Genomic DNA, 24,230 nt, shown 5'->3' on the forward strand with positions numbered 1-24,230 from the left:
AGCAGCGTAAGACTGCTTACCATGAAACAGGCAGCATACCAGTAGCTCGCAGTAGATTTACCTGGCATTTGTGGTAATCGTAAAGGGCATTCACATTATTGGCTTTAGCTTCGGCCAGTGTGCTATAGGAATTTAGAAGATCCTCATTGTTAGTTTTCCCGGATTTGAACTCCGCAATAGCGGTTTCATAATCCTCTGCGGCTTTACCAAGGCATTGAGCAGTTTCCTTCATCACAGTGTCAGCTTGTTGAAAGTAATAGAAGGCTTCTCTGGTTTCTTGAGTGATTTTCTCAATTTTCTGTTCCAGGTATTCTTGTGATTTAGCTTCTTCTAAAGTGGCCTGGCGGACTTGTATGTTAGCCAGGCCAGCATCAAACAAATTAGTTGACACACTAACAGTTGTGTACCAATACTGCTCTGGCAGCCACAGGTCACTGGCGACAAAGAGTAAGTAAACACTAGGACGCTTGTTGCTGGCAGCGACTTTTATACCCCATTGGGCTACGGTCTGCTCTTTGCGGGCTTGCTTTAAATCATTGCGCTGATGTAGTGCGGTCTGGATGGCAAGATCCAATGTTTCAGGGGCAGACTGTCCCGGTATTTCCGACAAAGTCAATTCCTGATCTGGCTTAAGCTGCAGAAGGCTTGTTAGCTGGCTAGTGACCAACTGGCGCTCATTATGTATACGAATGTAATTTTGCCGGGCTTGCGCCAGTTTAGCTTCAGTTCGCTGCACATTCCTTTTAAAGTCGTTTTTTGTCGCATCCTGAAGTTTGACTTGTGCCAAATGCTGGGTCAGGTTTTCTACAGCCAGGCTCGCTAGATCTTCACAGCTCTTAGCTTGCAATGCATTAGAATAAGCCAGCATCGTATTGGCAGTTACCTGTTGCTTGGTATGTTCCAGATTATCAGTAACTCCTTCATAAAACTCTTGTGACTGCATCACCAAGTTTTTGGTTCTACCTCCATCAGACAAAGGAAGTTTGGCTGTCAAGTAGTTGCCGTATTCTGGTTTAGGTGATTTTTCAATTTGGGTCTGCTCATGAGTTATACTGACGGTAGGCCAATAAGTAGACTTATTTTTCTTAATTTCCAAGGAGGCTTTGGCTGCATCTAACTCCGCTATTTTTACTGCATGACTGCGGGTTAGCGCCAAGTGTATGCTCTCAGGAAGGGTGAGGGCAAGAGGGGCGGTATAGCCCCAGTTTGGTGCGCTCCAGCAAAAAAGAGTGATGCCGGCACAGAAAAAAGTCCGACGAAAGTTCATATATTGCTGTCTCCTTACATTTTAGTATGCCACCAGTACTTGAGGGGTATGGCATAGCTAGCAGGGGATCAAACATGCCAAAGATTGAATTTAAAGTGGAGCGTATTTGCACTTATCAGCGGTGTATCCGCCGACACAATCTTCTAATTCAACTCCTTTTTCGTTTTTTAAAAAATTGTTAGATGTAACAAGAATGATATTTGATATAAATAATCATTCTCGATACATCTAGATGGCAAATTGTAAGCACGAGTTAAGGACACATTTCCTGTAGTGATATTTAACTTGTGTTGAGAACCATTATAGCAAGAAGTTTTAATATATGTCAATCACTATAGTGCCTAATTATAAGAGGTCAAAAAAATAGTTGCAATTGCCATAACATGAGAAACAATCTCATATTTGAAGCTGTTTAAGTAGTAATTATTTTGTTAAAAAGGAGTATTTTTAAATCAATTTGGGTTAGTATACAACTTGAAATAGTATCCATATACTAGTGCACTGTTAGTATGACGATTTGTTTTTCACTCCGTGATCCAAAAGGTATGACCGATTGCTGCTCTTTTATATAGAAGCATTTTGCAAATTTAAGTTTTTATTACTAGCTTCGGGTTCGTTTTACCCGGCTGGGTTGCAGTAAGTTCATTCAATGAAGCCCTGTCAGTTATTACTTATTGATAAAATAAATTGGACAGATAGTCGATGGCTTCATCTACTCGACTGCCGGGATTAACAGCAAACAGGCAATATGGCAGCTGGTAGACCCGATTTTCCTGTACGGCTTTTAACTTTCTCCAGCTAGGGTGAAGTGCCAATTCATTGCGAATTTGGTCACTGACCTTAGTGTCATAGCTATGGGTAATTAGCAAGATCAGGTCTGGATTGGTCTGGATCGCAATATCAAGACTGAGGGGAGCATATCCCATGGCATTGCCACCGCCTACGCTTTGGACAACATTCATTGCATTGAGGCGGCAGAGAAGATCGCCGATAAAACTGTTTGGCAGTGCCATATGAAAACTTTCGGCAGATCCCCAGACAACGAGGACTTTTGGTGAGGGTTTATTTTTGCTTTTCGCTTGGACCTGCTGCAATTTGCTATCCAAACGATGAATCACCTGATAAGCTTGCCGCGAATGATCTGTCAATTCACCATAAAAGCGCAGGGTTTGGCTAATCTGCTGGTAATTATTTAATCTTTGAAGGTATACTAAAATACCCGCTTTTTCTAATGAGGCAAGGATTGGCTGACGCAAATGAATATCAGTAGTCAAAACTAAGTCGGGTTTTAAAGCGATAATCTGATCAATGTTGGGAGTTGGTGTCTCGCCTACAGATGGCACGTCTTTAATTTTTTCCATCAGATCCGATGACAGTGCCATAGTACTGGGGCGACCGACTAATTCTCCGCCAACGGCATAATATAAATCAACATTAGAAGCGTTAAGAGCAATAAGCCGCAACGATCTACCCTTTTTAATGGTTTGTATTAAACTGCATTTCGGACACTGGATTTCAATATACTTTACCTGACCTTTGAATAAGAGCCTGTTGCATTTTGAACAACGGCATTCATTTGAACCAGTGTTATTTATCATGTTATGACGTATTTTCATGATATTCCTCCATTAACAGCAAATTAATATATAAATAAAAAACCCCGTGCGAAATACAATTTCATCACGGAGCTCTGGGCTCTCTTTGTTTTATATTTTCTATAATGATTATTATTATCATTATAGAAAATGGATATAATTTTGTCAATTCAAATATATATTTTTATAAAAATAAATTGACTTTGATAATGGTTATCAATATACTAAATAGTAAAGGTAAATACTCCCTTATCTTACTATGGGGGAAAAGATCATGCCACACCACTATGGCAGGTGATTTTTAGATCGTATAATTTGGAGTGATGCACATGGAGATAAAGGATAAAGAATTGCGGTATGCAAAACCAAAATGGCCAGAAGTACGTTGTGGTCAATGTAATCGCTTATTATTTCGTGGAATCGTTGAAGATATGGAGATTAAGTGCTCACGGTGTGGCGAAATTCAGTATATAGGCGATTGTAAGCAAGAAACCAGAATGAACGTTTGCAACAAGTAAGCTGGAGTTTCGTGAAAACATTGTTATATTCTCAAAAAAGATATTGACTTTGATAATTGTTATCAATATACTATAGAACAATAATAGCATTTGGTGGTTCTGTACTAAACAATACAATACAATACAAATGGTTAGCAAAATAACCGATTAGAGAGCCAAGAGCTCCGTGCCAGTAGTAATACGCACGGAGCTTTCATTTATTTTAATAGACCCGAGATATTAAGAGCCTATGGCTCGTGAAAATCAAGAAGTGAGGTGCGAAGATGAATAGAATGACAATTGGAATAATCGTTTTATTATTGGCTGTCAGTGGATTTTTCTTGTTTAGAGGACAGTCAGAACCAGTGGTAAATCAGTCAACTCGCTATAGTGTAACTGACAGTGCTGGCAGACAGGTGGAAATCCCCCGTCAGCCCCAGCGGGTGATTGTTTTGAATGCTTCTAATCTGGAACTATTCTATGCAGTCGGCGGGAAGGTAGTTGGACGCCCCGCTACAGAGGCTTTGCCACAGGCTGTTAAGGATGCTGTCCAGCAGATCCCGACTGTTGGCGTTACTCCCAATCCTAATATTGAACAGATTATTGGGTTAAAACCTGATTTGATTTTAGGAGTTAACATGCCATTTCATCATAATTTGATTCCAGTGTTAGATAAAGCGGGCATTCCCATTCTGCTGCAATCCCTTGATAACTATCAACAAATTATCGACACACTGCGTTTTTATGGAGAACTAACGGGAAAACCGGATCAGGCAGACGTACAAATCAACCAGATTCAGTCCCGCTACGAAGAGATAATGAATCATAATAAAGATCGTGTGGCCCCTAAAGTAGTAGTTGTATGGGGATCTCCGGAAAGCTTCAATATGGCAACATCCCGCAGCTTTAGCGGAGATTTGCTGAAACGTCTGGGGGCGGTTAATATTGCTGACCAGGGAGATGACGGCAGTGGACATATGGGCTATGTACCATTAAGCATGGAATATGTTGCGAAGCAAAATCCGGATATGATTTTTTTGATTACCCATAGTTCCGATGAAAAAATCAATGAGAAATTTCGCAATGAATTGTCTAATCATCCTGCATGGCGGGGACTAAATGCTGTCAAATCCAATCAAGTTCATCAGTTGCCCTATCGTTTATTTGCTGTAAATCCTGGTACGCAGGTGGGTGAAGCATTGACTGTTTTAGCTGGGTTTTTATATCCGGAGGTGACGAAGCAATGAGAGAAGTCGCAATCGATCCTCGTGGGACTTGGCGAACGGGGATCAGTATAACTGGGCTGGTTGCGCTAGTGGCGGCCTTGTTTTGGGGGATCAGAGTGGGAGCTGTACCCTTTAGTGCTTATGATATCTGGAATGTATTTATTGCTCCGGCCAGCAATGAAGCCTATCAAATTATCTATAATATCAGGGTGCCCCGGGTATTGGTTGGCGCGTTAACCGGGATCAATTTAGCTTTAGCCGGCTGCATCTTGCAAGGGGTGCTGCGCAATCCTTTAGCCGATCCTGGAATTATTGGAGTATCCGCGGGAGCTGGTCTGGCAGCTATGTCTGTGATGATTTTATGGCCCGGGCTTATGGCATTGGTGCCGGCGGTTGCTTTCATTGGAGCCCTGCTGGCTGCTGGAATCGTATTTTTATTGTCCTGGGATCGGGGAATTCAGCCTCTTAGGCTGATCCTAGCCGGCGTGGCCCTGGCTGCCTTCTTTGGCGGCGGCATGAGTGCTCTTATGGTCTTTCACTCCGATAAAGTGCAGGGGACGGTCAACTGGATGGCTGGGGGATTTCAAGGGCGCAGCTGGAATCATGTGCAGATGATTCTGCCTTATAGCTTGGTCGGAGTTTTAGGGACTATGCTTTCTTACCGTCATTTAAATGCATTGCAGTTAGGTGATGAAGTTGCCAAAGGTTTGGGCATAAGAGTGGAAAAAGCGCGATTTTTCCTGGTTGTTTTGGCAGCCTTGCTGGCAGCTTCGGCAGTCAGCGTGGCGGGTCTCTTAGGCTTTGTTGGACTTATTATCCCCCATATTGCCCGCATGCTGGTTGGTTCGGATTTTGAGTATCTGATGCCCTGTGCAGCCGTACTGGGAGCTACGATTGTAGTAGCCGCCGATACTGTCGCCCGTACCATATTCAGTCCGGTGGAAGTACCAGTAGGAATCTTTATGGCCTTTTTAGGAGCTCCGTTCTTTATTTATTTACTGCGAAAGGGGATGCAGCGATGAATCATACCATTGAAGCCCAATCTATTAAACTTGGCTATGGCAGCAAGGTGATCATTCCAGAAATGGATATTGTAATCGATAAACCGGAAATTATCTCAATTATTGGACCAAACGGATCAGGGAAATCCACCTTATTGAAAGCATTAAGCCGAATATTGATTCCTTTGGCTGGCTGCGTCTTGCTGGCTGGCAAGGATATTCATCAATTGCAACCACGACAGGTAGCTAAAATTATGGCGATACTGCCTCAGACAGTACATGCGCCGGGAGACATGACAGTTTATGATCTGGTGGCATATGGGCGTATGCCCTATAAAAAAATGTTTGAAAAATTGGACAGTGATGATCAAGAGTGTATGGCAGCGGCACTGGAAGCCACTGGTATCCGGAAAATGCTGCACCGGCGGCTGGACAGTTTGTCGGGAGGGGAAAGGCAGCGGGCTTGGCTGGCTATGGCCCTGGCCCAGGAACCTCGCCTGCTTTTATTAGATGAACCGACAACCTATCTGGATATTCATCACCAGCTGGAATTAATGAAGCTGGTTCGCAAACTGCATCAGGATATGCAGATTACCGTTATTATGGTTTTGCATGATTTAAACCATGCAGCTCGCTTTAGCCAGCGTATGATTGCGGTCAAAGACGGTCTGCTATTTGCGGATGGGCCAGTGGAAGAAGTATTTACTGTAGAAAATTTACGGGCTTTATACGGAGTCGAAACAACGATTATGACGATTGAGCAAGGAGGGAGTTCGCATCGTGTCTGTTTTCCTCATGACAGCTGCTTGACTCAGGGGGCATGACTATGCACTGACTGTATGATGAATAATAGCACAGTGGTAAAATTGGATTTTTTAAAAAATAGGAGGTTTTTCTATGCAAACGTTAGTTGTTTATTCCAGTCTTACGGGCAATACCAAAAAGGTGGCAGAGGCGATCTATGAAGTCTTTGGTGCAAGGGCTGCGTTGTTTCCAGTTGAAACAGCACCGGCGCCGACAAACTATGATTTTGTGATAGTCGGCTTTTGGGTTGACAAAGGAACAGCTGATAAGAAGGCCCAGGAGTATCTCAAGACCATTCAGGATAAACCAGTTGCCTTATTTGCTACATTAGGGGCCTATCCTGATTCAGAGCATGCTGCCAGCAGCCTCAAGAATGCTGCTGCATTCTTGGATGTTAGCAATCAATTGGTGGGAACTTTTATATGCCAGGGGAAAATAGATCCGAAGCTAATTGAACAATTTAAAAATATGCCGGGAAATCATCCTCATGCTGCTACCCCAGAACGGATGGAACGCTATAAGAAAGCTGCCAGCCATCCTGATTCCAGCGATCTAGAGGCGGCTCAGGCTGTTTTTGTAGATATAAAAAATAGCTTGAATCTAGTTGCAGGGCAGGGGAAAGGTGAGGTGACTGCCTCTTGAGGGGAAGTAGACTAAAACAAATTCTGGCGAACATGAGCCCAGATCAATATGCCTTGACCGTTGGCACAGCAGCCGAAGAGTCGCTGGTAGAAGCCTTTGTAAAACGCCGAGTTGTTCATGCCGGCGTCCGAGGCAAACCGATCATGCCGGGGGAATGGCAGGCGACATGGCAGTCTTTACTGGGACAAAATCAAAAACCTGAACAACGTGTAGCGTATATTCATATTCCCTTTTGCCGGCATCGTTGTTTATACTGCGGTTTTTTTCAAAATTATTCAGCGGAAGAGTTGGAAGCCGTTTATATTGATCATTTAATTAAAGAACTGCAGATGAGCCGGGATAGCGCTTATCTAGCCAGTGGACCGGTTAATGCCGTATTTATCGGGGGTGGGACTCCCAGTACTCTGGCACCTCAGCAGGTTGCCAGGCTGCTGGACGCTATTCGTGACTGTTTGCCCCTAGCCAATGATTATGAATTGACACTGGAAGGGAGGGTTAATGACTTAGTTCCAGCTAAGATGGAAGCTTGGCTGGATCATGGGGTAAACCGTGTATCCATCGGTGTTCAGTCCTTCAACCCAGAAGTACGGCGAGGGGTTGGCCGGCTGGATGATACGCAGACAATTCTTAAGAGGCTGGAATTGTTGACAAGTTATAATCAGGCTGCCGTTATTATTGATTTGATTTATGGTCTGCCGAACCAGACTAACCAGGTTTGGGCTGATGATGTTAATCTATTGAAAACGGCAGCCATTGATGGAATGGATTTATATCAGTTAAACATTTATGAAGACAGTGCCTTGCAGCAGGCCATCAATGCCGGGAAGCTGCCGCCGGCAGCTACAACGGCCCAGCAAGCTCAAATGTTTGCTGCGGCCGAAGCGGAACTGTCAGCCCATGTATTTTCCCGGCTCAGTATTTGCCACTGGAGGAAGACCCATCGTGAGCGAAGCATATACAATACCCTTACAAAGGCAGGTCACAGTGTGATTCCCTTTGGTGCGGGTGCCGGCGGTAATATTGGCGGTGTGGCTATGTTTTTAAATCGGGATGTCGGTAACTATATTAAAAGTATTGAGCAAGGTCATAAGCCAGTTGCTGGCATGCTGCTGCAGCCAGTCGACAGTGGTTTGCACAATATGGTTATTGGACAACTCGAGCGGGGTTATTTACAACTTAGTGCCTTAGCAGCCTGCTATGGACCTGCTGTTTTGGAATTAGAATCATTACTGGAGATTTGGCAAGGGCGTGGGCTTCTTGAATTTGGTCCGGCAGTAGCTCGCCTGACCGTAGCTGGTCAGTTTTGGTATATGAACATCGCCCAGTCAGTATTAGAATGCTTGCATGCTCTGCTAGATGGTGAACATTCGGTGGAAGTGCAGCCTATAGCGGCCCAAGGCTAATTGCCGGGTCATTTTTAGAGAGCCTGTGAGCTCCATGACGGTCTTATTACCGCATGGAGCTTTGCTATTTTCTATTACCAATAACTTAAGTTAATGAAAGGAGTCGATTATGAATTCAAGTTAACTCATAGATAAAGTTGTCGACTTTACTACAATATAAGAAAGGAAGATAGTATATGAAAATGGGACAAACTCAGAAGAAAAGCAAAGTGGCGTTATTAAGTTTCGGTATTATGGCGGCATTGAGTTTGCCGGCTTACGCCGAGGAGGAACCTTACCAGTTTAGTGAGGTGGTGGTTACTGCCACTCGGACCAAGCAGAATGTGAAGGATATACCGGCCAGTGTTGAGGTCATCACCCGGCAAGATATCGAAACCATGGGGGCTGACAGCGTAGTAGCGGCATTGAAGCTGGCGATGAATTTAAATCTTTCTGAAGCGGGAATGACAGGTAATCAGGTTAGTTTGCGTGGTATGAATACGAACCAGTCCCTAATTTTGATTGATGGTCGACGTATGGCAGGGGAAGATACGGGATCAACCATGAATTATTACGAATTAAACCGGATTAATATTAATAATGTGGAACGGATCGAAATCGTACGGGGACCGGTTAGTTCTCTTTATGGATCAGATGCTTTGGGCGGCGTCATCAATATTATTATGCGTAAATCGGAAAAGCCACAGACTACCGTGGGTTTGTCGAACAGCAGCAAGCAACAGAACGCTTCCTTCCGTTTTGACTTAGGTAAAGAAGGGAAATGGTCATGGGTAGTTGATACACTTTTTACCGATATTAAAGAGAGGGCACGAACAGATAGTACGAATATGTATGGACCACGCCAGTTCTATAATATCAGTGGAACATACGATATGTCGGCAGGTAAGAACCTCGATGTCTTTTATGAAAGAATGAGTGAACATTTGAAATCGGGATTCACTGATGGCAGCAGAGATTATTATACCAATACGAGAAATTCCTACGGTATCAATTATCGTGGTATCAATTCACGAGGTAATTATGAATTGCGGGCTTATTTTAATCAGCTGGAAAAAAATAATGATACATTGCTTGAAAGTGGAACATATAGTGACTTTGACAGAGCAAAGTATAAAACCTGGGTAGTTGATGGGAAAAATACGGTGAAATTGGATGATGAACATGTACTGACATTTGGTGGTGAATACCGGTCGTCTGAATATCGTGGGACCAGGCTGGAAGACAATGGTGATCATGCTTCTACGATCATTGAGCATGGAATAAGCAAGTCCATATCAGAAAAAGAAATAAAATATCAGGCCGCCTACGTACAAGATGAATGGGCTGTTAATAGCAAACTTTTAATTATTCCATCCCTGCGATATGATAACAGTAATAAATTTGGCGATGATTTTAGTCCTAAAATTGGTATGACTTACAAAATGGATAATAATTATCGCTTTAAGGCAAATTTGGGGAAAGGGTTTAAAGCACCCAGTGTCAGTGAGTTATATATGAAAATGACTCATCGCCCTATACCCAACATGACTGTTATTGTTGCTGGTAATCCAGATTTAAAACCGGAGAAATCGACTAATTATGATATAAGCTTCGAAGGAGAAAGAGGAAATGATTTTGGAAAATTAACTTACTTTTATAACGATGTTACCGATCTGATTGGAACAAACGACACAATGAGTTACATTCCTGGGACTGGTGTGGTTTATAATTCAAAATACATCAATATTGATAAAGCTAAGATAAGAGGCATTGAACTTGAAGCTGGAAGGCATCTGAACGATAAATTTACGCTAAAATCTGCTTATAATTATTTGGACGCTGAAGATTCCAAAACCCATGAACGCCTGAGCAGCAGGGCAAAAAACAGGTATTCGCTGCAGCTGCATTATGATGATATTCAAAATACGGGAATTAGTGGTATTCTATGGCATGAATGGGTGCGTGATTACCGCTATGTTGAGACTGATTACAACTATAATACCTTAAACTTTGTGATCAACAAAAAATGGAATGATAAATATGACTCCTATTTTGGCATTGATAATATTCTCGATAAAAAAATCGATGCCCTGATCCTCGAAGGCCGTTTGTGGAGATTTGGCATGAGTATCACAATATGAAGCTAATGATGAGATCAATTACACTGCTTATTGCCATATGGATGACGTTTTTTTCTGTTCTGGTAGAAGCGAATTCAGCTGATTACCAGTGCTATGAGACTGTTTCCGGGAAAGCTGTGTCAGTGGATGATGTCAGTCAGCTATTCCGGGATTACAATGTCATGATATTCGGCGAATACCACGATAATCAAGCCCTTCATCGTCTGGAAGAGGAGTTGTTGCGAACTGTTTATGCCCAACACTCCGCACTGACCATCTCCCTGGAAATGTTTGAACGCGATGTGCAGCAACCGCTGAATGACTATCTGGCCAGTGACATAACCGAAACTGCTTTCTTAGCCCAGTCCCGTCCCTGGCCAAACTACCAGAGTGATTACCGGCCCTTAGTCGAGTTTGCTAAAAAGGAAGGACTGCAAGTGCTTGCGGCCAACATTCCCCGACCGATGGCCTCGCACTATGCGAGGCAGAGTTCGCTGGAAGGGATTGATGAAACGATGCGGCAGTACCTGCCTGCGGTTCACCGCACTCCTGACGGTGAATACAAGCGGCGTTTCTTTACCCAGATGCAGTCCGTAAAGGCTATGCCCAAAGAGCAAATGGAGGCTTTTTATCGCGCCCAGTGCCTGAAGGATAACACTATGGCTGAAAGCATTGTGGAGCATTACCGCCACTACCCTGATAGGAAAATCATCCATTACCAGGGGGATTTCCATGGTCGCTATCGGCTGGGCGTCGTCGAGAAACTGCAGGCGCTTGAACCGAGTTTGAGAATTCTGGTTATCACACCTGTCCTTGTGGATGACTTTGGGGACGGGGCAGTCAAGGCAAGGAATCTGCAAGCAGACGGCGATATCGTGGTATTTGTTAAACGGACGACACTTTAATCTGAGAATTTGAAGCGTATGGCAGATATGAAAAGTAAAACGCCAGGGATACCGTAAACGGTAGTCCCTGGCGTTTTACTACTATTGTCTAATCCTTTTTTCTACCAATGATAAGTGGCAGTCAGTACTACCTTACGCCCGTTGTCGACGGAGTCATAATAAGCCCAGTAGTCGGTAGATGTAACGACATAGTGTTTGTCGAAAACATTAGTGACATTGAGAGCATAGCGCCAGCTATTGGTATCATAGCGAACCATGGCGTCAGTTAAGACGGAACCGCCGAATTTTCGGGTGTTATAGTAGTTGTAGCGGGAACCGATATAACGCAGGCCGCCGCCGAAGCTCCAGCCTTCTGCTGTATCACCGGATTTGACAGTATCCAGCCATAGAGAAGCGCTGTGCCGGGGAACGCCTTCGGTGCGGCGCCCTACTTTGGCGGAATCGCTGTCTTTGGTGGTCTTATTGTTCAGCAAGGTATAGGCCAGAGTCAGGTTGACTCCTTTGAAAGCCTGCATGTTGGCTTCCAGTTCCAGACCTTTAGAAGCTATTTCGCCGGTTTGAATTTGAAAAAGGGTATCTACTGGGTCGGTGGTCAGGACATTTTGCTTGCGCAGGTCAAAGATCGCTGCCGTAAAACGGGCATTCATCTTCTTCGGCTCATACTGCACGCCAAGTTCATACTGTTGACCAGTAGTTGGTTTGAAAGCCTTGCCATGACGGTCGCTGCCGCCCTGGCCTTCAAAGGATTCGTTATAGCTGATATATGGCATTACGCCATTACCAGCATCATAGACAATACCGGCGCGTCCGGTAAAAGCGTTCTGATCGGTAATGGTAGTGGTGCCGTTGGAGACGTTTCTAAAAATATTATCATAGCGGTCATAGCGTCCGCCCAGCACAGCGGTCCATTTTCCGCCGAATTTAAGCTGGTCCTGAAGGTAATAACCATTTTGTTTGGTTTTACCTGCGGTAATATAGGAATAAGCAGGCATGGTGATGGTTTGTCCGTAATTCATAGTAGATAAATCCAGGTCTGGAGCTGATCCGCCGCCCCAACGCCAGTTGTATTCGCCTTCCTGATAATCAAATCCCAGCAGGGTGGTATGGGTGACTGCGCCGCTGGACCATTTGGCCTGAAAGTTAGTGTCGATGGAATCGGAATTGCCATATCTGCCGGTTACCTTGGTGGAACGGCTGACAGTTTGGTTAGCGGAATCCAGGGAATCTGCCGTTACTCCCCGCTGGGTCATTGAGGTATGAAAATGACTGGCAGTTTGGGTCATAGACCAGATATCGTTGATTTTATGTTCTAAGATATAGCCGATTTGGCTTTGGTTTCGAATGGCGCGGTCAAAATCCCGCTCACCAAAATAAGTCTTGCTGGAAATACCGGAGCCGTAAAAAGAATTGCCGGGCAAATAGACTTTTTGGTAAGATTCTTCGGTGGTTCCTTTTAGATCATCTTTGTGAAAATAGGTCAAAAAAGTCAGGCTGGTGTTTTCGGTAGGTTTCCAGGTCAGGGCTGGGGCGATAAAGGAATGTTCCATGGTGCTGGAATCGGTGTATAAGTCTTCTTTGGATTTCAGTGCCGTCAGACGAAACAGAAGTTTACCATCCTCGGTGACCGGACCGCCAAGATCCAAAGCACCGCTAAACTTGTCACTGCTGCCGGTCTGCAGTTGAATCTCTCGCAGCGGTTCGGTTGTCGGTCGCTTGGAAACATTGTTGATGATGCCCCCAGGGCTGCCTGCGCCATAGAGGATTGAGGCCGGACCGCGCAGCACTTCGACCCGCTCCAGGCTGTACATGTCAAAATTACTGCCGTAGTAGCTTCCTAGGCGGCTGGAGCCATTGTTATAAGCACCGTCATAAGTAAAACCGCGGATGTTTAATCCATAGGTTTGTCCCTCACCGGAATAAACTAAAGACGTCACTCCCGGGGTATACCCCAGGGCTTCGGCAAAGTTGGTAACAACGCGGTTGTTCATTTGTTCCCGGGTGATTATGCTGATGGATTGGGCCGTTTCGCTTAAAGGGGTGTCGGTTTTAGTACCAATTGTGCTGTGTTTGGCGATATAGCTTTCTTTCTTTAGCCGTTCATCAGTCACTTCGACGCCTTCCAGGATAAATTCAGGTTGACTGCTGTCGGCCTCTGCAGCGGTTTGTTCTGGAGTTGAGGCCACTTCATCTGCTGCGTTAGCGGTCATAGGCAAGTGCCAGAGCAGGCTGCTGCTCAGTAAGGCATAGAGCAGGCTTTTTCGGGTACGGGAGGTTTTTTTCATACCATCAATCCTTTGCTATTGTATTATATAGTGAATAATGCCGAAAGTGATATCGATAAGAATAATCAATATCACTTATAAATAATAAGTTAGCCACCCTAACGAATTCTTGATGACTAGCCTGGGCACATTATAGCAAGGTAGTTCCAGTGGCGTCAACGCCTGATAATGACGGGTTACAGAGGTTTAAGAAGTGGGTTGTCATGAGACAAATAGAGAACTGTTATCAACCGGCCGAGGGTAAAAGGAGGAATTTTTGCGAATGGAATGTGCAGCCTTATGTCAATTTAGGACAGGGATATGGAGCTTGGACTAGTTCTGTTTAGACAAAATTCATGCTATCATAAGTAATAACAGTAAGATACTGTGAGCGATAATAGCAGAAGACTGAAAGAAGGGAGGCGGACAGTGGATACAAATGAGTATTTGACAGGAAATGCTGGACTGGCCGGGCAGCTGAGCTGCAGCACAAGAGACTTTGGCAATGGCGTACTTTATGGGCTGCCGCCGCGAAATGGTAATAGCTGGCTGGTTGATATTCATCCGGCGACAGGGCTGTTTTTTACTGATGTTTACTTTACCCTGCTGGAGCCGGTGGTTAGGGAATACCAAATGGAGCAGCCGGGTTTATGGTTGTGGTCAGTAGCCCGTGGCGATATTACCATTGTCGAGAATGGTAAAAAAACACGCAAACTGGAACCAGGCATTCATGCACTGGTCAATCAGGGAAAGCCGTTCAAGATTATTTATGGAACCGATCAGCCGATGTGGTACACTAGCATGCTGGTGTTTCGTGACTGTCTTGATCGTTATCTAAAGGCTCACCCGCTGGAGTCACCTTTTTATCTGGCTGAAGCAGCCTGCTGGAAGCCGTTTCAATACAATACTCCCGATGTTGTCATGGTGTTTGAGCAGCTGAAATATGCGATCCGCAATGGAGACGCTCCACCGCCGTTTATGTATTATGAAAGTAAGCTGGGGGAACTGCTGTCTCTCATTGTGCGTAATATGCAATACCAGGATTTATGGGAAGACTACTTGAAGAAAAACCGCAACCAGAAACATCTGACGTATCAAAACAGAAAATATATCTGGAAGGTTAAAGAAGAGCTAGATAAGAATATCCTCCAGCCGCCTTCCATGGAGCAGCTTATTGTCCTTGCCGAAATGGGGGCAACCAAACTGCGACAAAGCTTTAAGCTCTGGTACGGAATCACCATTGCCGAATATATTAGGCAGGAAAAACTAAAGCATGCGCTGCGGCTGCTGTCCGTTGACGATTTGAGCATCAGTAATATTGCTGCAACCGTTGGCTATGAGAGTGCCAGCAAGTTTGCGCTGGCCTTTAAGAAAGTCTATCATGTTACTCCTAGTGAGGTCAGAAAATCATTTTTAATTTAGTAGTACTGGTCTCAAATCGATGAAGAACGAAAAACAGGATGAAGTTAAATTTGGCAGTATTAAAGAACTTGCATATATATTGTTAGTATGCCAGGAGAAATAAATGTAAAAGAGTAAAATGCAATAAGCCTATTTGGCTTCCATAGTAGGAAACCAGATAGGCTTATTAGAAATTATAACGCCGTTAAGGTAAAAGTGACTACCAGCGGCGGGTGGCTGTCAATCTGAAAGTGCGGCCGGGACTGACGGTTTCATAGTTATCACCGGTCCAGGAGCCGATGACATATTCTTTGTCAAACAAATTGTGAACATTGAAGGCGTAGCGCCAGCCGCCGGCATCATAGCGGATTAAGGCATCGGTCAGTACCACGCCGCCTAATTTAACGGTATTATAATAATCATACCGGGAGCCAATATAGCGCAGGCCTGCGCCAAAGCCCCAGCCTTTAATTCTCTCACCTTTCATTGCTTCTGGCGCAGCGGTATCGAACCAGAGGGAGGCACTGTGCCTCGGGACGTTTGCCGTGGTCTTGCCAAGAAGGGCAGCATCGTTATTCTTGGTCACTTTATGTTTGGGCATGTAGGTGTAGGCAGCAGTAATATTAAGACCTTTTAGGGCGGCAATATTAGCTTCTAGTTCCAGGCCCTGAGCGGTGACTTCGCCAGTTTGAACTTGAAAACTTTCGTTTGATGTATTCAATGGATCGCTAGTTAAGACATTTTGCTGGCGCAAGTCGAAGATGGCGGCGCTATAGCGGATGTTGCTATTTTCCGGTGCATATTGCACGCCCAGTTCGTATTGGCGGCCAGTGGTTGGATCGAAGGCTTTGCCGTGGCGGTTTGTGCCGGCCTGGCCCTCAAAGGATTCATCATAGCTGATATAAGGGAACAGCCCGTTGCCAGCATCATAAACCAGTCCTAGGCGACCGGTAAAGGCGCTCTGGTCAATGCGGGTGTGTGCATCCGTCTTGATATCGCGCGTGTCCTGATCAAATTGGTCGTAACGACCGCCGGCAATTGCTGTCCAGCGTTGACCGAATTTTAGCTGATCCTGGACATAGAAGCCGGTTTGCTTCATTTTGATATCTGCCGAAGTCCAGGAGGCTAATGCAGTGGGGGTAGTAACCCCTTGTCCGTAGTTTAGGCTGTTAAGGTTAAGAGATGGCGCTAAACCTGACCGCCAGATATAGCCATATTCATTGTTTTGATAATCAAAGCCTAGTAAAGTGGTATGGTCCACTGCACCGCTGGACCATTTCGCCTGAAAGTGAGTATCAATGACATTAGAGCTGAGATCGGTTTGAGAATAATATGCTGTACGTTTGGCGATACCATCCGTTACGCTGTCTATCGACAAATATTTGAAATCTGCGGAAATATCTGAGTGGCGAGCGCTTTGGGTTACTGACCAGGTATCGTTAAAGCGGTGCTCAAAAATATATCCGATTTGCTTATCATCTCTGATAAAGCGGTCATAGCCCGGTTCACCGTAAAAACCGGTACCAGAGTAGCCGTATAGCTTGTGCCCGGGTAAGTAGCGGTACGGATTGGTATCGTAGCTGCCCTTGATATCGTCTTTCTGGTAATGGGCCAGGAGGGTCAGACTGGTATCATCGTCAGGTTTCCAGGTCAGAGCAGGGGCGATCATTTGCCGCTTAGCACTGCTGTAGTCTTCTGGCAAGTCTTCATCGGAAGTACGGGCAGTCAGCCGGAAGAGCACATTCCCCTTTTCGTTCACTGCACCACCCAGATCAATGGCTCCACTGAGCTGATTGTCGTTGCCGGCTTGGATTTGAATCTCTCGCAGTTGTTCGCTGGTGGGGCGTTTGGAGACCTGATTGATAATCCCTCCAGGGCTATTGGCCCCGTAGAGAATACTAGCTGGGCCGCGCAGCACCTCGATGCGTTCAAAACTATAGGGGTCGTAATTGGACTTAGAAAAGCCTCCAGTTGACATGCGCAAGCCGTCCGTATAAACGGAATAGTCAGTGAACCCACGGCTATTGGCCCTGAAAAATCGAGAATCCCGGTTGTAGGTGGCGTCACTAAAGCCGGGGGTGTAGCCTAGAGCGTCAAACAGATCAGTTACGCCACGGGCTTCCATCTGCTCTTGGGTAATGACGCTAATAGAGCGGGCGGTTTCCTCAAGGGGGGTGTCAGTCTTAGTTCCGACACTGCTGCGTTTGGCGACATAACCTTTATCGACAGCAACTTCTTTATTAGCTGTAACTTCCACGCCTTCCAGACTAAATTCCCGCTGACTTGCAGTTGCTTCAGCAGCTTGTTCATCAGCAGAATGCACTGCTGGCGGTGCGGTTTCTTTTGTTTCATCTGCTGCGTAAACGTGCGCAGGCAGATGCCAGAACAGACTGCTGCCAATCAGGGTATAGAGCAAGCTTCTTTGCGCTGCCCGGGATACGTATTTCTTCATGCTTTCTTCGACTCCCTCTGTGATAGTATAATAACAATAATCATTATCAATGAAATTCCTGATTGAAATGCTAAGTTAGTTTTTGATAAGCCGGCTCTGGCTAACTTGTGGCTAATTATAGCAAGGTAATTTTATGTTAGTCAACGGTTGGACAGATGATAAATTGCTATGTAGAAAAATAAACTAAAGCTGGATTGAACGAGAAAAATTCTCATATTTAGAACTGTTAATAGAATCTTTCTGCGTTTTTTTGACACGATCTCATGTAATTTAAGCATAGAAAATTATTGTATCAGTTATTTAGTTTGCAATAGTAACATGGTATGATACATATAGATTGTAAGATAAGGATCAGCGCGAATAAGCATATTTTGCTAATGAAACGTGGCAGTGGAAAGGATGCGGGTATGGGTACTAATGAATATTTCAGCGGTAATCGCGAACTGGCAGCACAGCTAGGCTGCATGACGGACAGCCAAAACCATGGAATTGTCTATCGGCTGCCCCCGAAAATAAGGGACAATTGGCTGGTAGATGTTCACCCTAAGCCTGGTTTGATTCTTAGCAACGTTTACTTTACACTGCCACAGCCAGTCATAAGAGTGTATGACATTGAACAGCCTGGTCTATGGCTGTGCTCCTTTGCCCGAGGTGATGTTACTATCTTAGAAAGGGGCAAGAAAAGCAAACGGCTGCAACCCGGCATCCATTTGTTGGTCAACCAAGGGCAGCCATTTAAAATTACATTTGGTAGTTCAGAGCCCATTTGGTACACCGCGGCCTGGATTTTCTCTGATTTCATTGCCAAATATCTAAAAGACAGGGAATGGGAAGAGCCTCTTACACTAGGCGATGCTTTGAGCTGGCCAAACCATTACTACAATACCCCTGAACTGGTTATGCTGTTTGAACAGCTTAAATATGGTATAAGAAATACTGACAAGCCTCTGATGTATTTTGAAGTTAAGATTATGGAGATCCTGTCCACCATCTTGAGTAGTGTCCAGCTTGAAGGGTATTCGGAAAAGTTTTTTCAAGCAGAACGTCCTAAGTATGTGACTTACCAAAACAAAAAATTTCTCTGGCAGGTCAAAACTGAAATTGATAAGGATATTCTGGTGTCGCCATCAGTTAAGCAATTGGCAGTTATTGCCGAAATGGGGACAACCAAACTGCGTCAGTTGTTTAAGTCTTATTATGGCGTGACCATCGACGGCTATGTACGGCAAGAGAAAATGAACTATGCATTACGGCTATTATCCCATGACGACATGAGCGTACAAAATATCAGCACTTTTCTAGGGTATGGATGCCCTAGTCGGTTTACAGCAGCATTTAAAAAAATTCACGGTTTTACACCCCAGCAGTTTCGGAAGTCACTCTCTTTGTAAGTGAAGTACCGTTTTAAGGCTGATGTTGTACTTGGATAAACAGATAGCAAGGAGGGGAGAATATGGCTACAAATGAATACTTTGACGGTAATGCCGAACTGGCTGCACAGTTAAGATGTACTAAAAATAGCGGGGAACTTAGCAGATGTCCGAAAGGTATTACCTATGTATTTCCTCCTGAAAATGGTGATAGCTGGTTTATCGATATTCATCCTAAACCTGGTCTTTTTGTTAGCGATGCCTATTTTACACTGCATCAACCAGTTACCAAGACTTATGAAATTGAGCAGCCAGGATTGTTCTTGTGCTCCTTTGAGAGCGGTGATGTTACCATTTTCGAAAGGGGCAAGAAAGCAAAGCGGATGAGGCAAGGCATTCATCTGATGGCTAACCAGGGCAAGCCATTTAAAGTAGTCTTTGGCAATGAAAAGCACATCCGATATACTGGTGTTTGGGTGTTTGCCGATTTTATCAGTAAATACTTGCAGGATAGAGAGTGGAAGGAATCATTGACCATAAACGATGCTTTAACCTGGCCAAGTCACTACTATAATACCCCAGAGTTGCTTCTGCACTTTCAACAGCTTCGATTTGCAATCAGAGGCGGTGTGACGCCGCTAATGTATTTTGAAAGCAAGGTAATTGCAATTTTGTCTTTAATTTTATGTGCTGTGCAAACTCCGAAACATGCGGAATGGTTTCAAAAAAAGGAACGCCCCAAGCATGTAACGTATCAAAATCAACAATTTATTTGGAAAGTTAAGGCGGAGTTAGACAAGGAAATACTAAACCCGCCGTCAGTTAAGCAGTTAGCAGCTATTGCTGGAATGGGAACCACCAAGCTGCGCATATTGTTTAAATCGTGCTATGGGATGAGTATAGCTGACTATGTACGGCAGGAAAAGATGAACCATGCACTGCGTTTGTTATGGCATGATGAGATGAGTATCCAAAATATCAGTTCACTTCTGGGGTATGCGAGGCCTAGCAAGTTTACGGAGGCATTTAAAAAAATTCATGGCTTGACGCCCAGGCAGGTGAGGCAGTCGTTTAATTTATAGCAATGGTTCATGGCCAAAAGAAAAAGACGCAAAGGCTTTTTGAGCTTCCTTTGCGTCGTGAAAATCAATTCCGTATTAAGTAGTCGAATGCGCCTAGTGCCGCATTCGCACCGGATCCCATAGCAATTATAATCTGCTTATAAGGAGTATTTGTGCAGTCTCCCGCGGCAAACACTCCCGGCACATTGGTTGCACCGCGGCTGTCTACAATGATCTCACCAAAACGGTTGCGTTCTACCATGCCATCCAGCCAATCGGTATTCGGAATAAGACCGATTAGGATAAATACCCCCTGAAGCTTCAGGTGATGTACGTCTCCTGTGCTGCGATTAATATAAGAAAGGCCATTGACCTTATCCGTACCGGTGATTTCTTTCGTTTGAACATTTTTCAAAACTGTCACATTCGGCAAACTGTAAAGGCGTTGCTGCAACACAACATCAGCTTTCAGTTCCGGCAAAAATTCCAGCACAGTCACATGCTCCACAATACCGGCCAGATCAATTGCCGCCTCAATACCAGAGTTGCCTCCGCCAATAACGGCCACAGGTTTTCCTTTAAATACAGGACCATCGCAATGGGGGCAGTAAGCCACACCTTTATTTTTAAACTCGGCTTCTCCCGGTACGCCAATATTGCGCCAGCGGGCTCCTGTAGAAAGAATGACTGCTTTGCTCTTTAAGATAGCACCACTTTCCAATTCAACTTCGATCAGCTCTTTTTTCTCCAAACGTCTGCCGCGCTGCAGCTTCATCACATCAATCGGGTATTCTTTCACGTGCTCCTCAAGATTTGCCGCCAGTTTAGGACCTTCGGTATATCTTACAGTGATAAAGTTTTCAATTCCAAGGGTATCCTTAACCTGACCACCAAACCGCTCGGCAGCAATCCCGGTACGAAGTCCTTTTCTTGCCGCATAAATAGCCGCGCTGGCTCCAGCCGGGCCGCCTCCCACAACAAGAATATCGAAGGGCTCTTTTTCTTCTAAATCGGAGACATCAGAGCTATCACTGAGTTTGGCAAGTATTTCCTCGACATCCATACGACCGCTGCTAAAAAATTCACCATTCAGATAAACTGAAGGCACCGCCATAATCTCTTTGGTCTGCACTTCTTCTTGAAAAGCAGCACCATCGACCATGGTATGCGTAATATCCGGATGAAGGACACTCATAAGATTCAGAGCTTGGACAACCTCTGGGCAATTATGGCAGCTCAAGTTGATATAGGTTTCAAAATGATACTTACCCTTAATCCCTTTAATCTGATCGATTATTTTTTGCTCAACCTTTGGCGCTCTGCCGCTGACCTGCAGCAACGCCAAAACCAAAGAGTTAAACTCATGTCCCAAAGGAATGCCAGCGAAGGTTATTCCACTATCTTCTCCTGCGCGATGGATACTGAAACTCGGTGTTCTTGGCAGCTTTGTTTTCTCGATTGCGATCATGGGAGACATAGAGGCGATTTCATCGACCAGAGCAATCATGTCACTAGATATAGTATCGCTGCCTGCACTAACTTTAATCAGCACATCGCCTTCCATCAACAGAAGATATTGAGATAATTGTTCTTTTATATCCTGATCTAGTAACATTGAACCCACCTCTTAAATCTTTCCGACAAGATCTAGGCTTGGTTTAAGTGTGGCAGCACCTTCCTGCCATTTAGCCGGGCAAACCTCGTTGGGATTTTTCCGAATATATTGTGCGGCTTTAATTTTATTAACTAGTGTGCTTGCATCACGCCCGATGCCGCCGGCATTGATTTCAACCGCCTGTACGATGCCATCAGGGTCGATGATGAATGTCCCGCGATCAGCAAGACCGTTCTCTTCAATCAGCACTTCGAAGTTTCTTGACAACGTATGGGAAGGATCACCGATCATTATGTAGGTGATTTTTTTAATGGTTTCCGAACTGTCATGCCAGGCTTTATGGGTAAAATGAGTGTCCGTGGAAACAGAATATACTTCCACACCCAGTTCTTTTAGCGTAGCGTATTGATTTTGCAAATCCTCAAGCTCTGTCGGGCACACAAACGTAAAATCTGCCGGATAGAATAAGACTACGCTCCATTTGCCTTTTAAAGCCTCTTCTGTAACTTCAACAAACTTTCCATTGTGATAAGCCTGCGCTTTAAACGGTTTTACTTCTGTTCCAATTAATGACATAATAAATTACCTCCAAATATAAATTTTAATTAATAATTAATGCTTGGTTGATGAATCAACTAAACGATAATTATTATCTCTTGATTCATATTATCTTATCTATTTCATTAAATGTCAATAGTCAAAATGAAAAAAATTTATAAATTAAAATTACAAAAGCAAAAACACCCGGTCTTGACCAATGAAGCGTTTTGGGCGGGTGATAAAAAGTTAGAGCAGGTGATGCTGATGAATGAAAAGAAGTGGACGATTGGTGAAATGGCCAAACTGTTTGACCTATCAACTGATACTCTGCGTTATTATGAAAAAGCAGGGCTGCTGTCTTCCAGTAAAAAGGCAAAGAATGGCTACCGATATTATTCTTATGATGATCTGGTCATTCTTATTGATATTCTGTTTTTTCGCAACATGGATGTGGCAGTTAAGGATATTCGCCAGATTGTGACGAAGATGGATCTTCACGAGATCAAGGATGTCCTTAAACATAATCAGCAAGTCGTAGAGGACAAAATACAAGGGCTAATCAGACAGCGCAAAATGCTTACTCAGGTTGTAGAGCACTATGAATTATGTGAGCAAATGCTGGGGCAATTTTCAATTGTTCAGGCTCCCGATTTTCGTTATAAATTTGTCGGTGCACAAGCTGATGATTTGTTTAATATCGTTCGCAGCTACAAGAAACCGGATCGCTGTTGGCTGAATCAGATCAGGTATACTTTGTTTATCCCACAGGCAGAGCTGCTGCAAAATCAGAGCTTTTGTCAGTCGCAGTTAGGTATTAGCTTCGCTGAAGAAAATTTACAACTGTTGGCCCATGCCGAACAGCAAGGGTTCTCAGCCATGAGAGAAGGCGATTATTTATATACCGTCACAGGCACAGATTACTCTGAACAGACCAACCATATGCTCGCGGAAGCTATGCAGTGGCTGCAAGACCAGGGGAATCAGGTTGCAGGTCCTCTAATTGGGCGATATTTGACAAGTGTTCACAAAGATGGACTTGATTACTATGAGATTTGGGTTCCTATTAAGAAAGATCGTTTAAGGACATCGTTTACTGGTCACAAAGAATAGTAGTTGCAGCAAGGGCATCGTGGACAAAATGCAGGAGAACTTTACGGAGAAAGAAACTCTTGCAGGAGAAATCTATTATAATCAAGGATTCTGTGATGCCATAAAGCTCGTGATGCAGTCGTTAGCATGGGAGTCGGTTCGAAGGTAGAAAGCAAAAGAAGCAAGGGATGATTCCTTTGCTTCTTTCTGCTTTTCAACAGCTCTATTGCCACATCAATGCTTATTCATTAAGCATTGCTTCCAGTTGCGTTCTGTTCACAATGGTAATCGTTCGCTTATTTAATGTAATAATATTGGTTTTGCATAGATTTCCCAATTCCCGGCACAGTGAGGGACGCGGTACATTGAGATGCTCGGCCCAGGCTTTTTTGGAATAGGGTAGTTCAATCACCTGCGCCACTGGATTTTGGTTTATACAATGCAATAAAGAAAAAGCAATTTTACTTTGAATCGAGCAATAGGATAACAATTCTATTTTAGTATTCAACATGATGAGCTTATCAGACATAAGCTGCAGAAGGTTGGTCAAAAGACTGGGATTGCAGCCCAGAGCCTGGAACATATACTGTTTGGGTAGCAGCAAAATATCGGTTACTTCCCGTGAGGTTACCTGGCAGGGATAGGTTGGTATGGTAGAGAAGACAGTACCCTCAGCAATAATTTCACCTCTTTCCTTATAAACCAGATTGATCATCCGACCCGACTGAATGACTTTTTGGACCTCTACACTGCCAGTGAGAACAATGCCGACATGAGTAATCTGCTGATCCATTCGAAAAATAAGTTGGTTTTTCTTATAGCGGTTTATACTGTAGTTTGTGCCGGCTAAAAACTCCCTAATTTGCAGGGTAGAGTGATTTTTAAACAACGGACAATGAGCAATAATTTCCAAAATATCAGACATCGTTATCACCAGCTTGTCAAAACAATGTAACATGAGCTACGAAAAGTATACGTTCATTCTATTATAATAATAAACAG

20 protein-coding genes are annotated in these 24,230 nt (G+C 44.2%); 13 read left to right on the top strand and 7 right to left on the bottom strand.

The features are described 5' to 3' along the window. Positions 1-16 precede the first annotated feature (16 nt). Both JBW_RS05980 and JBW_RS05985 read right to left on the bottom strand, forming a co-directional pair. Complete coding sequence (locus tag JBW_RS05980) at positions 17-1,267, bottom strand: TolC family protein (protein WP_007957102.1); 1,251 nt, start codon at positions 1,265-1,267, stop codon at positions 17-19. Positions 1,268-1,938: 671 nt separating this feature from the next. Further along, the gene (locus tag JBW_RS05985; protein WP_007957101.1) at positions 1,939-2,883 is read right to left on the bottom strand and encodes a helical backbone metal receptor; all 945 of its coding nucleotides are present in this window, start codon (positions 2,881-2,883) and stop codon (positions 1,939-1,941) included. 308 nt (positions 2,884-3,191) lie between these two features. Here JBW_RS05985 and JBW_RS05990 point away from each other — a divergent pair, with 308 nt between their 5' ends. The 8 genes from JBW_RS05990 (at position 3,192) to JBW_RS06025 (ending at position 11,439) form a co-directional block, all read left to right on the top strand. After that, entirely contained in the window at positions 3,192-3,380 is a 189-nt protein-coding gene (locus JBW_RS05990) for a Com family DNA-binding transcriptional regulator (protein WP_007957100.1), read from the top strand. A 263-nt stretch (positions 3,381-3,643) separates the two neighbouring features. After that, the gene (locus tag JBW_RS05995) at positions 3,644-4,606 is read left to right on the top strand and encodes an ABC transporter substrate-binding protein (protein WP_007957098.1); all 963 of its coding nucleotides are present in this window, start codon (positions 3,644-3,646) and stop codon (positions 4,604-4,606) included. Continuing rightward, entirely contained in the window at positions 4,603-5,607 is a 1,005-nt protein-coding gene (locus tag JBW_RS06000) for a FecCD family ABC transporter permease (RefSeq protein ID WP_007957096.1), read from the top strand. The genes JBW_RS05995 and JBW_RS06000 overlap by 4 nt, the downstream gene beginning before the upstream one ends. Beyond that, positions 5,604-6,410, top strand: a complete 807-nt coding sequence (locus JBW_RS06005; RefSeq protein WP_007957094.1) for an ABC transporter ATP-binding protein — start codon at positions 5,604-5,606, stop codon at positions 6,408-6,410. Before JBW_RS06000 ends, JBW_RS06005 begins: the two co-directional genes overlap by 4 nt. A 73-nt stretch (positions 6,411-6,483) precedes the next feature. Next, positions 6,484-7,032 carry a flavodoxin family protein gene (locus JBW_RS06010; protein ID WP_007957092.1) on the top strand — a complete coding sequence of 183 codons (549 nt, stop codon included), beginning with the start codon at positions 6,484-6,486 and terminating at the stop codon, positions 7,030-7,032. A gap of 32 nt (positions 7,033-7,064) precedes the next feature. Beyond that, positions 7,065-8,435, top strand: coding sequence for a heme anaerobic degradation radical SAM methyltransferase ChuW/HutW (hutW, locus tag JBW_RS06015; RefSeq protein ID WP_235334150.1), 1,371 nt, complete (start codon positions 7,065-7,067; stop codon positions 8,433-8,435). A 176-nt stretch (positions 8,436-8,611) separates the two neighbouring features. Next, positions 8,612-10,555, top strand: coding sequence for a TonB-dependent receptor plug domain-containing protein (locus tag JBW_RS06020; RefSeq protein ID WP_007957088.1), 1,944 nt, complete (start codon positions 8,612-8,614; stop codon positions 10,553-10,555). Continuing rightward, positions 10,552-11,439, top strand: a complete 888-nt coding sequence (locus tag JBW_RS06025) for a ChaN family lipoprotein (protein ID WP_007957087.1) — start codon at positions 10,552-10,554, stop codon at positions 11,437-11,439. Before JBW_RS06020 ends, JBW_RS06025 begins: the two co-directional genes overlap by 4 nt. A 101-nt stretch (positions 11,440-11,540) precedes the next feature. Here the strand turns inward: JBW_RS06025 and JBW_RS06030 are convergent, their stop codons facing one another. Then, on the bottom strand, positions 11,541-13,721 hold the full coding sequence (locus tag JBW_RS06030; protein WP_007957086.1) for a TonB-dependent siderophore receptor: 2,181 nt from the start codon (positions 13,719-13,721) through the stop codon (positions 11,541-11,543). Positions 13,722-14,129: 408 nt separating this feature from the next. Here JBW_RS06030 and JBW_RS06035 point away from each other — a divergent pair, with 408 nt between their 5' ends. Then, positions 14,130-15,122: a helix-turn-helix transcriptional regulator gene (locus JBW_RS06035; protein WP_007957085.1), complete on the top strand. Its 993-nt coding sequence runs from the start codon at positions 14,130-14,132 to the stop codon at positions 15,120-15,122. Between the two features lie 199 nt (positions 15,123-15,321). Here JBW_RS06035 and JBW_RS06040 read toward each other — a convergent pair whose 3' ends face one another. After that, positions 15,322-17,553, bottom strand: a complete 2,232-nt coding sequence (locus tag JBW_RS06040; RefSeq protein WP_007957084.1) for a TonB-dependent siderophore receptor — start codon at positions 17,551-17,553, stop codon at positions 15,322-15,324. A gap of 377 nt (positions 17,554-17,930) precedes the next feature. On the opposite strand from JBW_RS06040, the gene JBW_RS06045 reads away from it, so the two are divergent. Both JBW_RS06045 and JBW_RS06050 read left to right on the top strand, forming a co-directional pair. Next, positions 17,931-18,944 carry a helix-turn-helix transcriptional regulator gene (locus JBW_RS06045; protein ID WP_235334151.1) on the top strand — a complete coding sequence of 338 codons (1,014 nt, stop codon included), beginning with the start codon at positions 17,931-17,933 and terminating at the stop codon, positions 18,942-18,944. A gap of 62 nt (positions 18,945-19,006) precedes the next feature. Then, complete coding sequence (locus JBW_RS06050) at positions 19,007-20,005, top strand: helix-turn-helix domain-containing protein (protein ID WP_007957082.1); 999 nt, start codon at positions 19,007-19,009, stop codon at positions 20,003-20,005. Between the two features lie 64 nt (positions 20,006-20,069). On the opposite strand, the gene ahpF is transcribed toward JBW_RS06050, so the two are convergent. Both ahpF and ahpC read right to left on the bottom strand, forming a co-directional pair. Continuing rightward, complete coding sequence (gene ahpF, locus JBW_RS06055; RefSeq protein WP_007957080.1) at positions 20,070-21,599, bottom strand: alkyl hydroperoxide reductase subunit F; 1,530 nt, start codon at positions 21,597-21,599, stop codon at positions 20,070-20,072. 12 nt (positions 21,600-21,611) lie between these two features. Then, positions 21,612-22,175, bottom strand: coding sequence for an alkyl hydroperoxide reductase subunit C (gene ahpC / locus JBW_RS06060; protein WP_007957079.1), 564 nt, complete (start codon positions 22,173-22,175; stop codon positions 21,612-21,614). 126 nt (positions 22,176-22,301) lie between these two features. On the opposite strand from ahpC, the gene JBW_RS06065 reads away from it, so the two are divergent. Both JBW_RS06065 and JBW_RS25935 read left to right on the top strand, forming a co-directional pair. Continuing rightward, complete coding sequence (locus JBW_RS06065; RefSeq protein ID WP_007957078.1) at positions 22,302-23,249, top strand: MerR family transcriptional regulator; 948 nt, start codon at positions 22,302-22,304, stop codon at positions 23,247-23,249. A gap of 19 nt (positions 23,250-23,268) precedes the next feature. After that, positions 23,269-23,397, top strand: a complete 129-nt coding sequence (locus JBW_RS25935) for a hypothetical protein (protein ID WP_268747877.1) — start codon at positions 23,269-23,271, stop codon at positions 23,395-23,397. Between the two features lie 72 nt (positions 23,398-23,469). Here JBW_RS25935 and JBW_RS06070 read toward each other — a convergent pair whose 3' ends face one another. Beyond that, on the bottom strand, positions 23,470-24,153 hold the full coding sequence (locus JBW_RS06070) for a Crp/Fnr family transcriptional regulator (protein WP_235334152.1): 684 nt from the start codon (positions 24,151-24,153) through the stop codon (positions 23,470-23,472). Between the last annotated feature and the right edge of the window lie 77 nt (positions 24,154-24,230).

Origin of the sequence: Pelosinus fermentans JBW45 (assembly GCF_000271665.2) — a bacterium.
GTDB classification, from domain to species: Bacteria; Bacillota; Negativicutes; order DSM-13327; family DSM-13327; genus Pelosinus; species Pelosinus baikalensis.

What these genes read in the sequence shown, in the direction of transcription:
- JBW_RS06030 (WP_007957086.1), bottom strand. Translation starts at nt 13,721, where the DNA reads ATGAAAAAAACCTCCCGTACCCGAAAAAGCCTGCTCTATGCCTTACTG.
- JBW_RS06010 (WP_007957092.1), top strand. Translation starts at nt 6,484, where the DNA reads ATGCAAACGTTAGTTGTTTATTCCAGTCTTACGGGCAATACCAAAAAG.
- JBW_RS06005 (WP_007957094.1), top strand. Translation starts at nt 5,604, where the DNA reads ATGAATCATACCATTGAAGCCCAATCTATTAAACTTGGCTATGGCAGC.
- JBW_RS06020 (WP_007957088.1), top strand. Translation starts at nt 8,612, where the DNA reads ATGAAAATGGGACAAACTCAGAAGAAAAGCAAAGTGGCGTTATTAAGT.
- JBW_RS06025 (WP_007957087.1), top strand. Translation starts at nt 10,552, where the DNA reads ATGAAGCTAATGATGAGATCAATTACACTGCTTATTGCCATATGGATG.
- ahpF (WP_007957080.1), bottom strand. Translation starts at nt 21,599, where the DNA reads ATGTTACTAGATCAGGATATAAAAGAACAATTATCTCAATATCTTCTG.
- JBW_RS05985 (WP_007957101.1), bottom strand. Translation starts at nt 2,883, where the DNA reads ATGAAAATACGTCATAACATGATAAATAACACTGGTTCAAATGAATGC.
- ahpC (WP_007957079.1), bottom strand. Translation starts at nt 22,175, where the DNA reads ATGTCATTAATTGGAACAGAAGTAAAACCGTTTAAAGCGCAGGCTTAT.
- JBW_RS06070 (WP_235334152.1), bottom strand. Translation starts at nt 24,153, where the DNA reads ATGTCTGATATTTTGGAAATTATTGCTCATTGTCCGTTGTTTAAAAAT.
- JBW_RS05990 (WP_007957100.1), top strand. Translation starts at nt 3,192, where the DNA reads ATGGAGATAAAGGATAAAGAATTGCGGTATGCAAAACCAAAATGGCCA.
- JBW_RS06045 (WP_235334151.1), top strand. Translation starts at nt 17,931, where the DNA reads ATGAAACGTGGCAGTGGAAAGGATGCGGGTATGGGTACTAATGAATAT.
- JBW_RS06050 (WP_007957082.1), top strand. Translation starts at nt 19,007, where the DNA reads ATGGCTACAAATGAATACTTTGACGGTAATGCCGAACTGGCTGCACAG.
- JBW_RS05995 (WP_007957098.1), top strand. Translation starts at nt 3,644, where the DNA reads ATGAATAGAATGACAATTGGAATAATCGTTTTATTATTGGCTGTCAGT.
- hutW (WP_235334150.1), top strand. Translation starts at nt 7,065, where the DNA reads ATGAGCCCAGATCAATATGCCTTGACCGTTGGCACAGCAGCCGAAGAG.
- JBW_RS06040 (WP_007957084.1), bottom strand. Translation starts at nt 17,553, where the DNA reads ATGAAGAAATACGTATCCCGGGCAGCGCAAAGAAGCTTGCTCTATACC.
- JBW_RS05980 (WP_007957102.1), bottom strand. Translation starts at nt 1,267, where the DNA reads ATGAACTTTCGTCGGACTTTTTTCTGTGCCGGCATCACTCTTTTTTGC.
- JBW_RS06000 (WP_007957096.1), top strand. Translation starts at nt 4,603, where the DNA reads ATGAGAGAAGTCGCAATCGATCCTCGTGGGACTTGGCGAACGGGGATC.
- JBW_RS06065 (WP_007957078.1), top strand. Translation starts at nt 22,302, where the DNA reads ATGAAAAAAATTTATAAATTAAAATTACAAAAGCAAAAACACCCGGTC.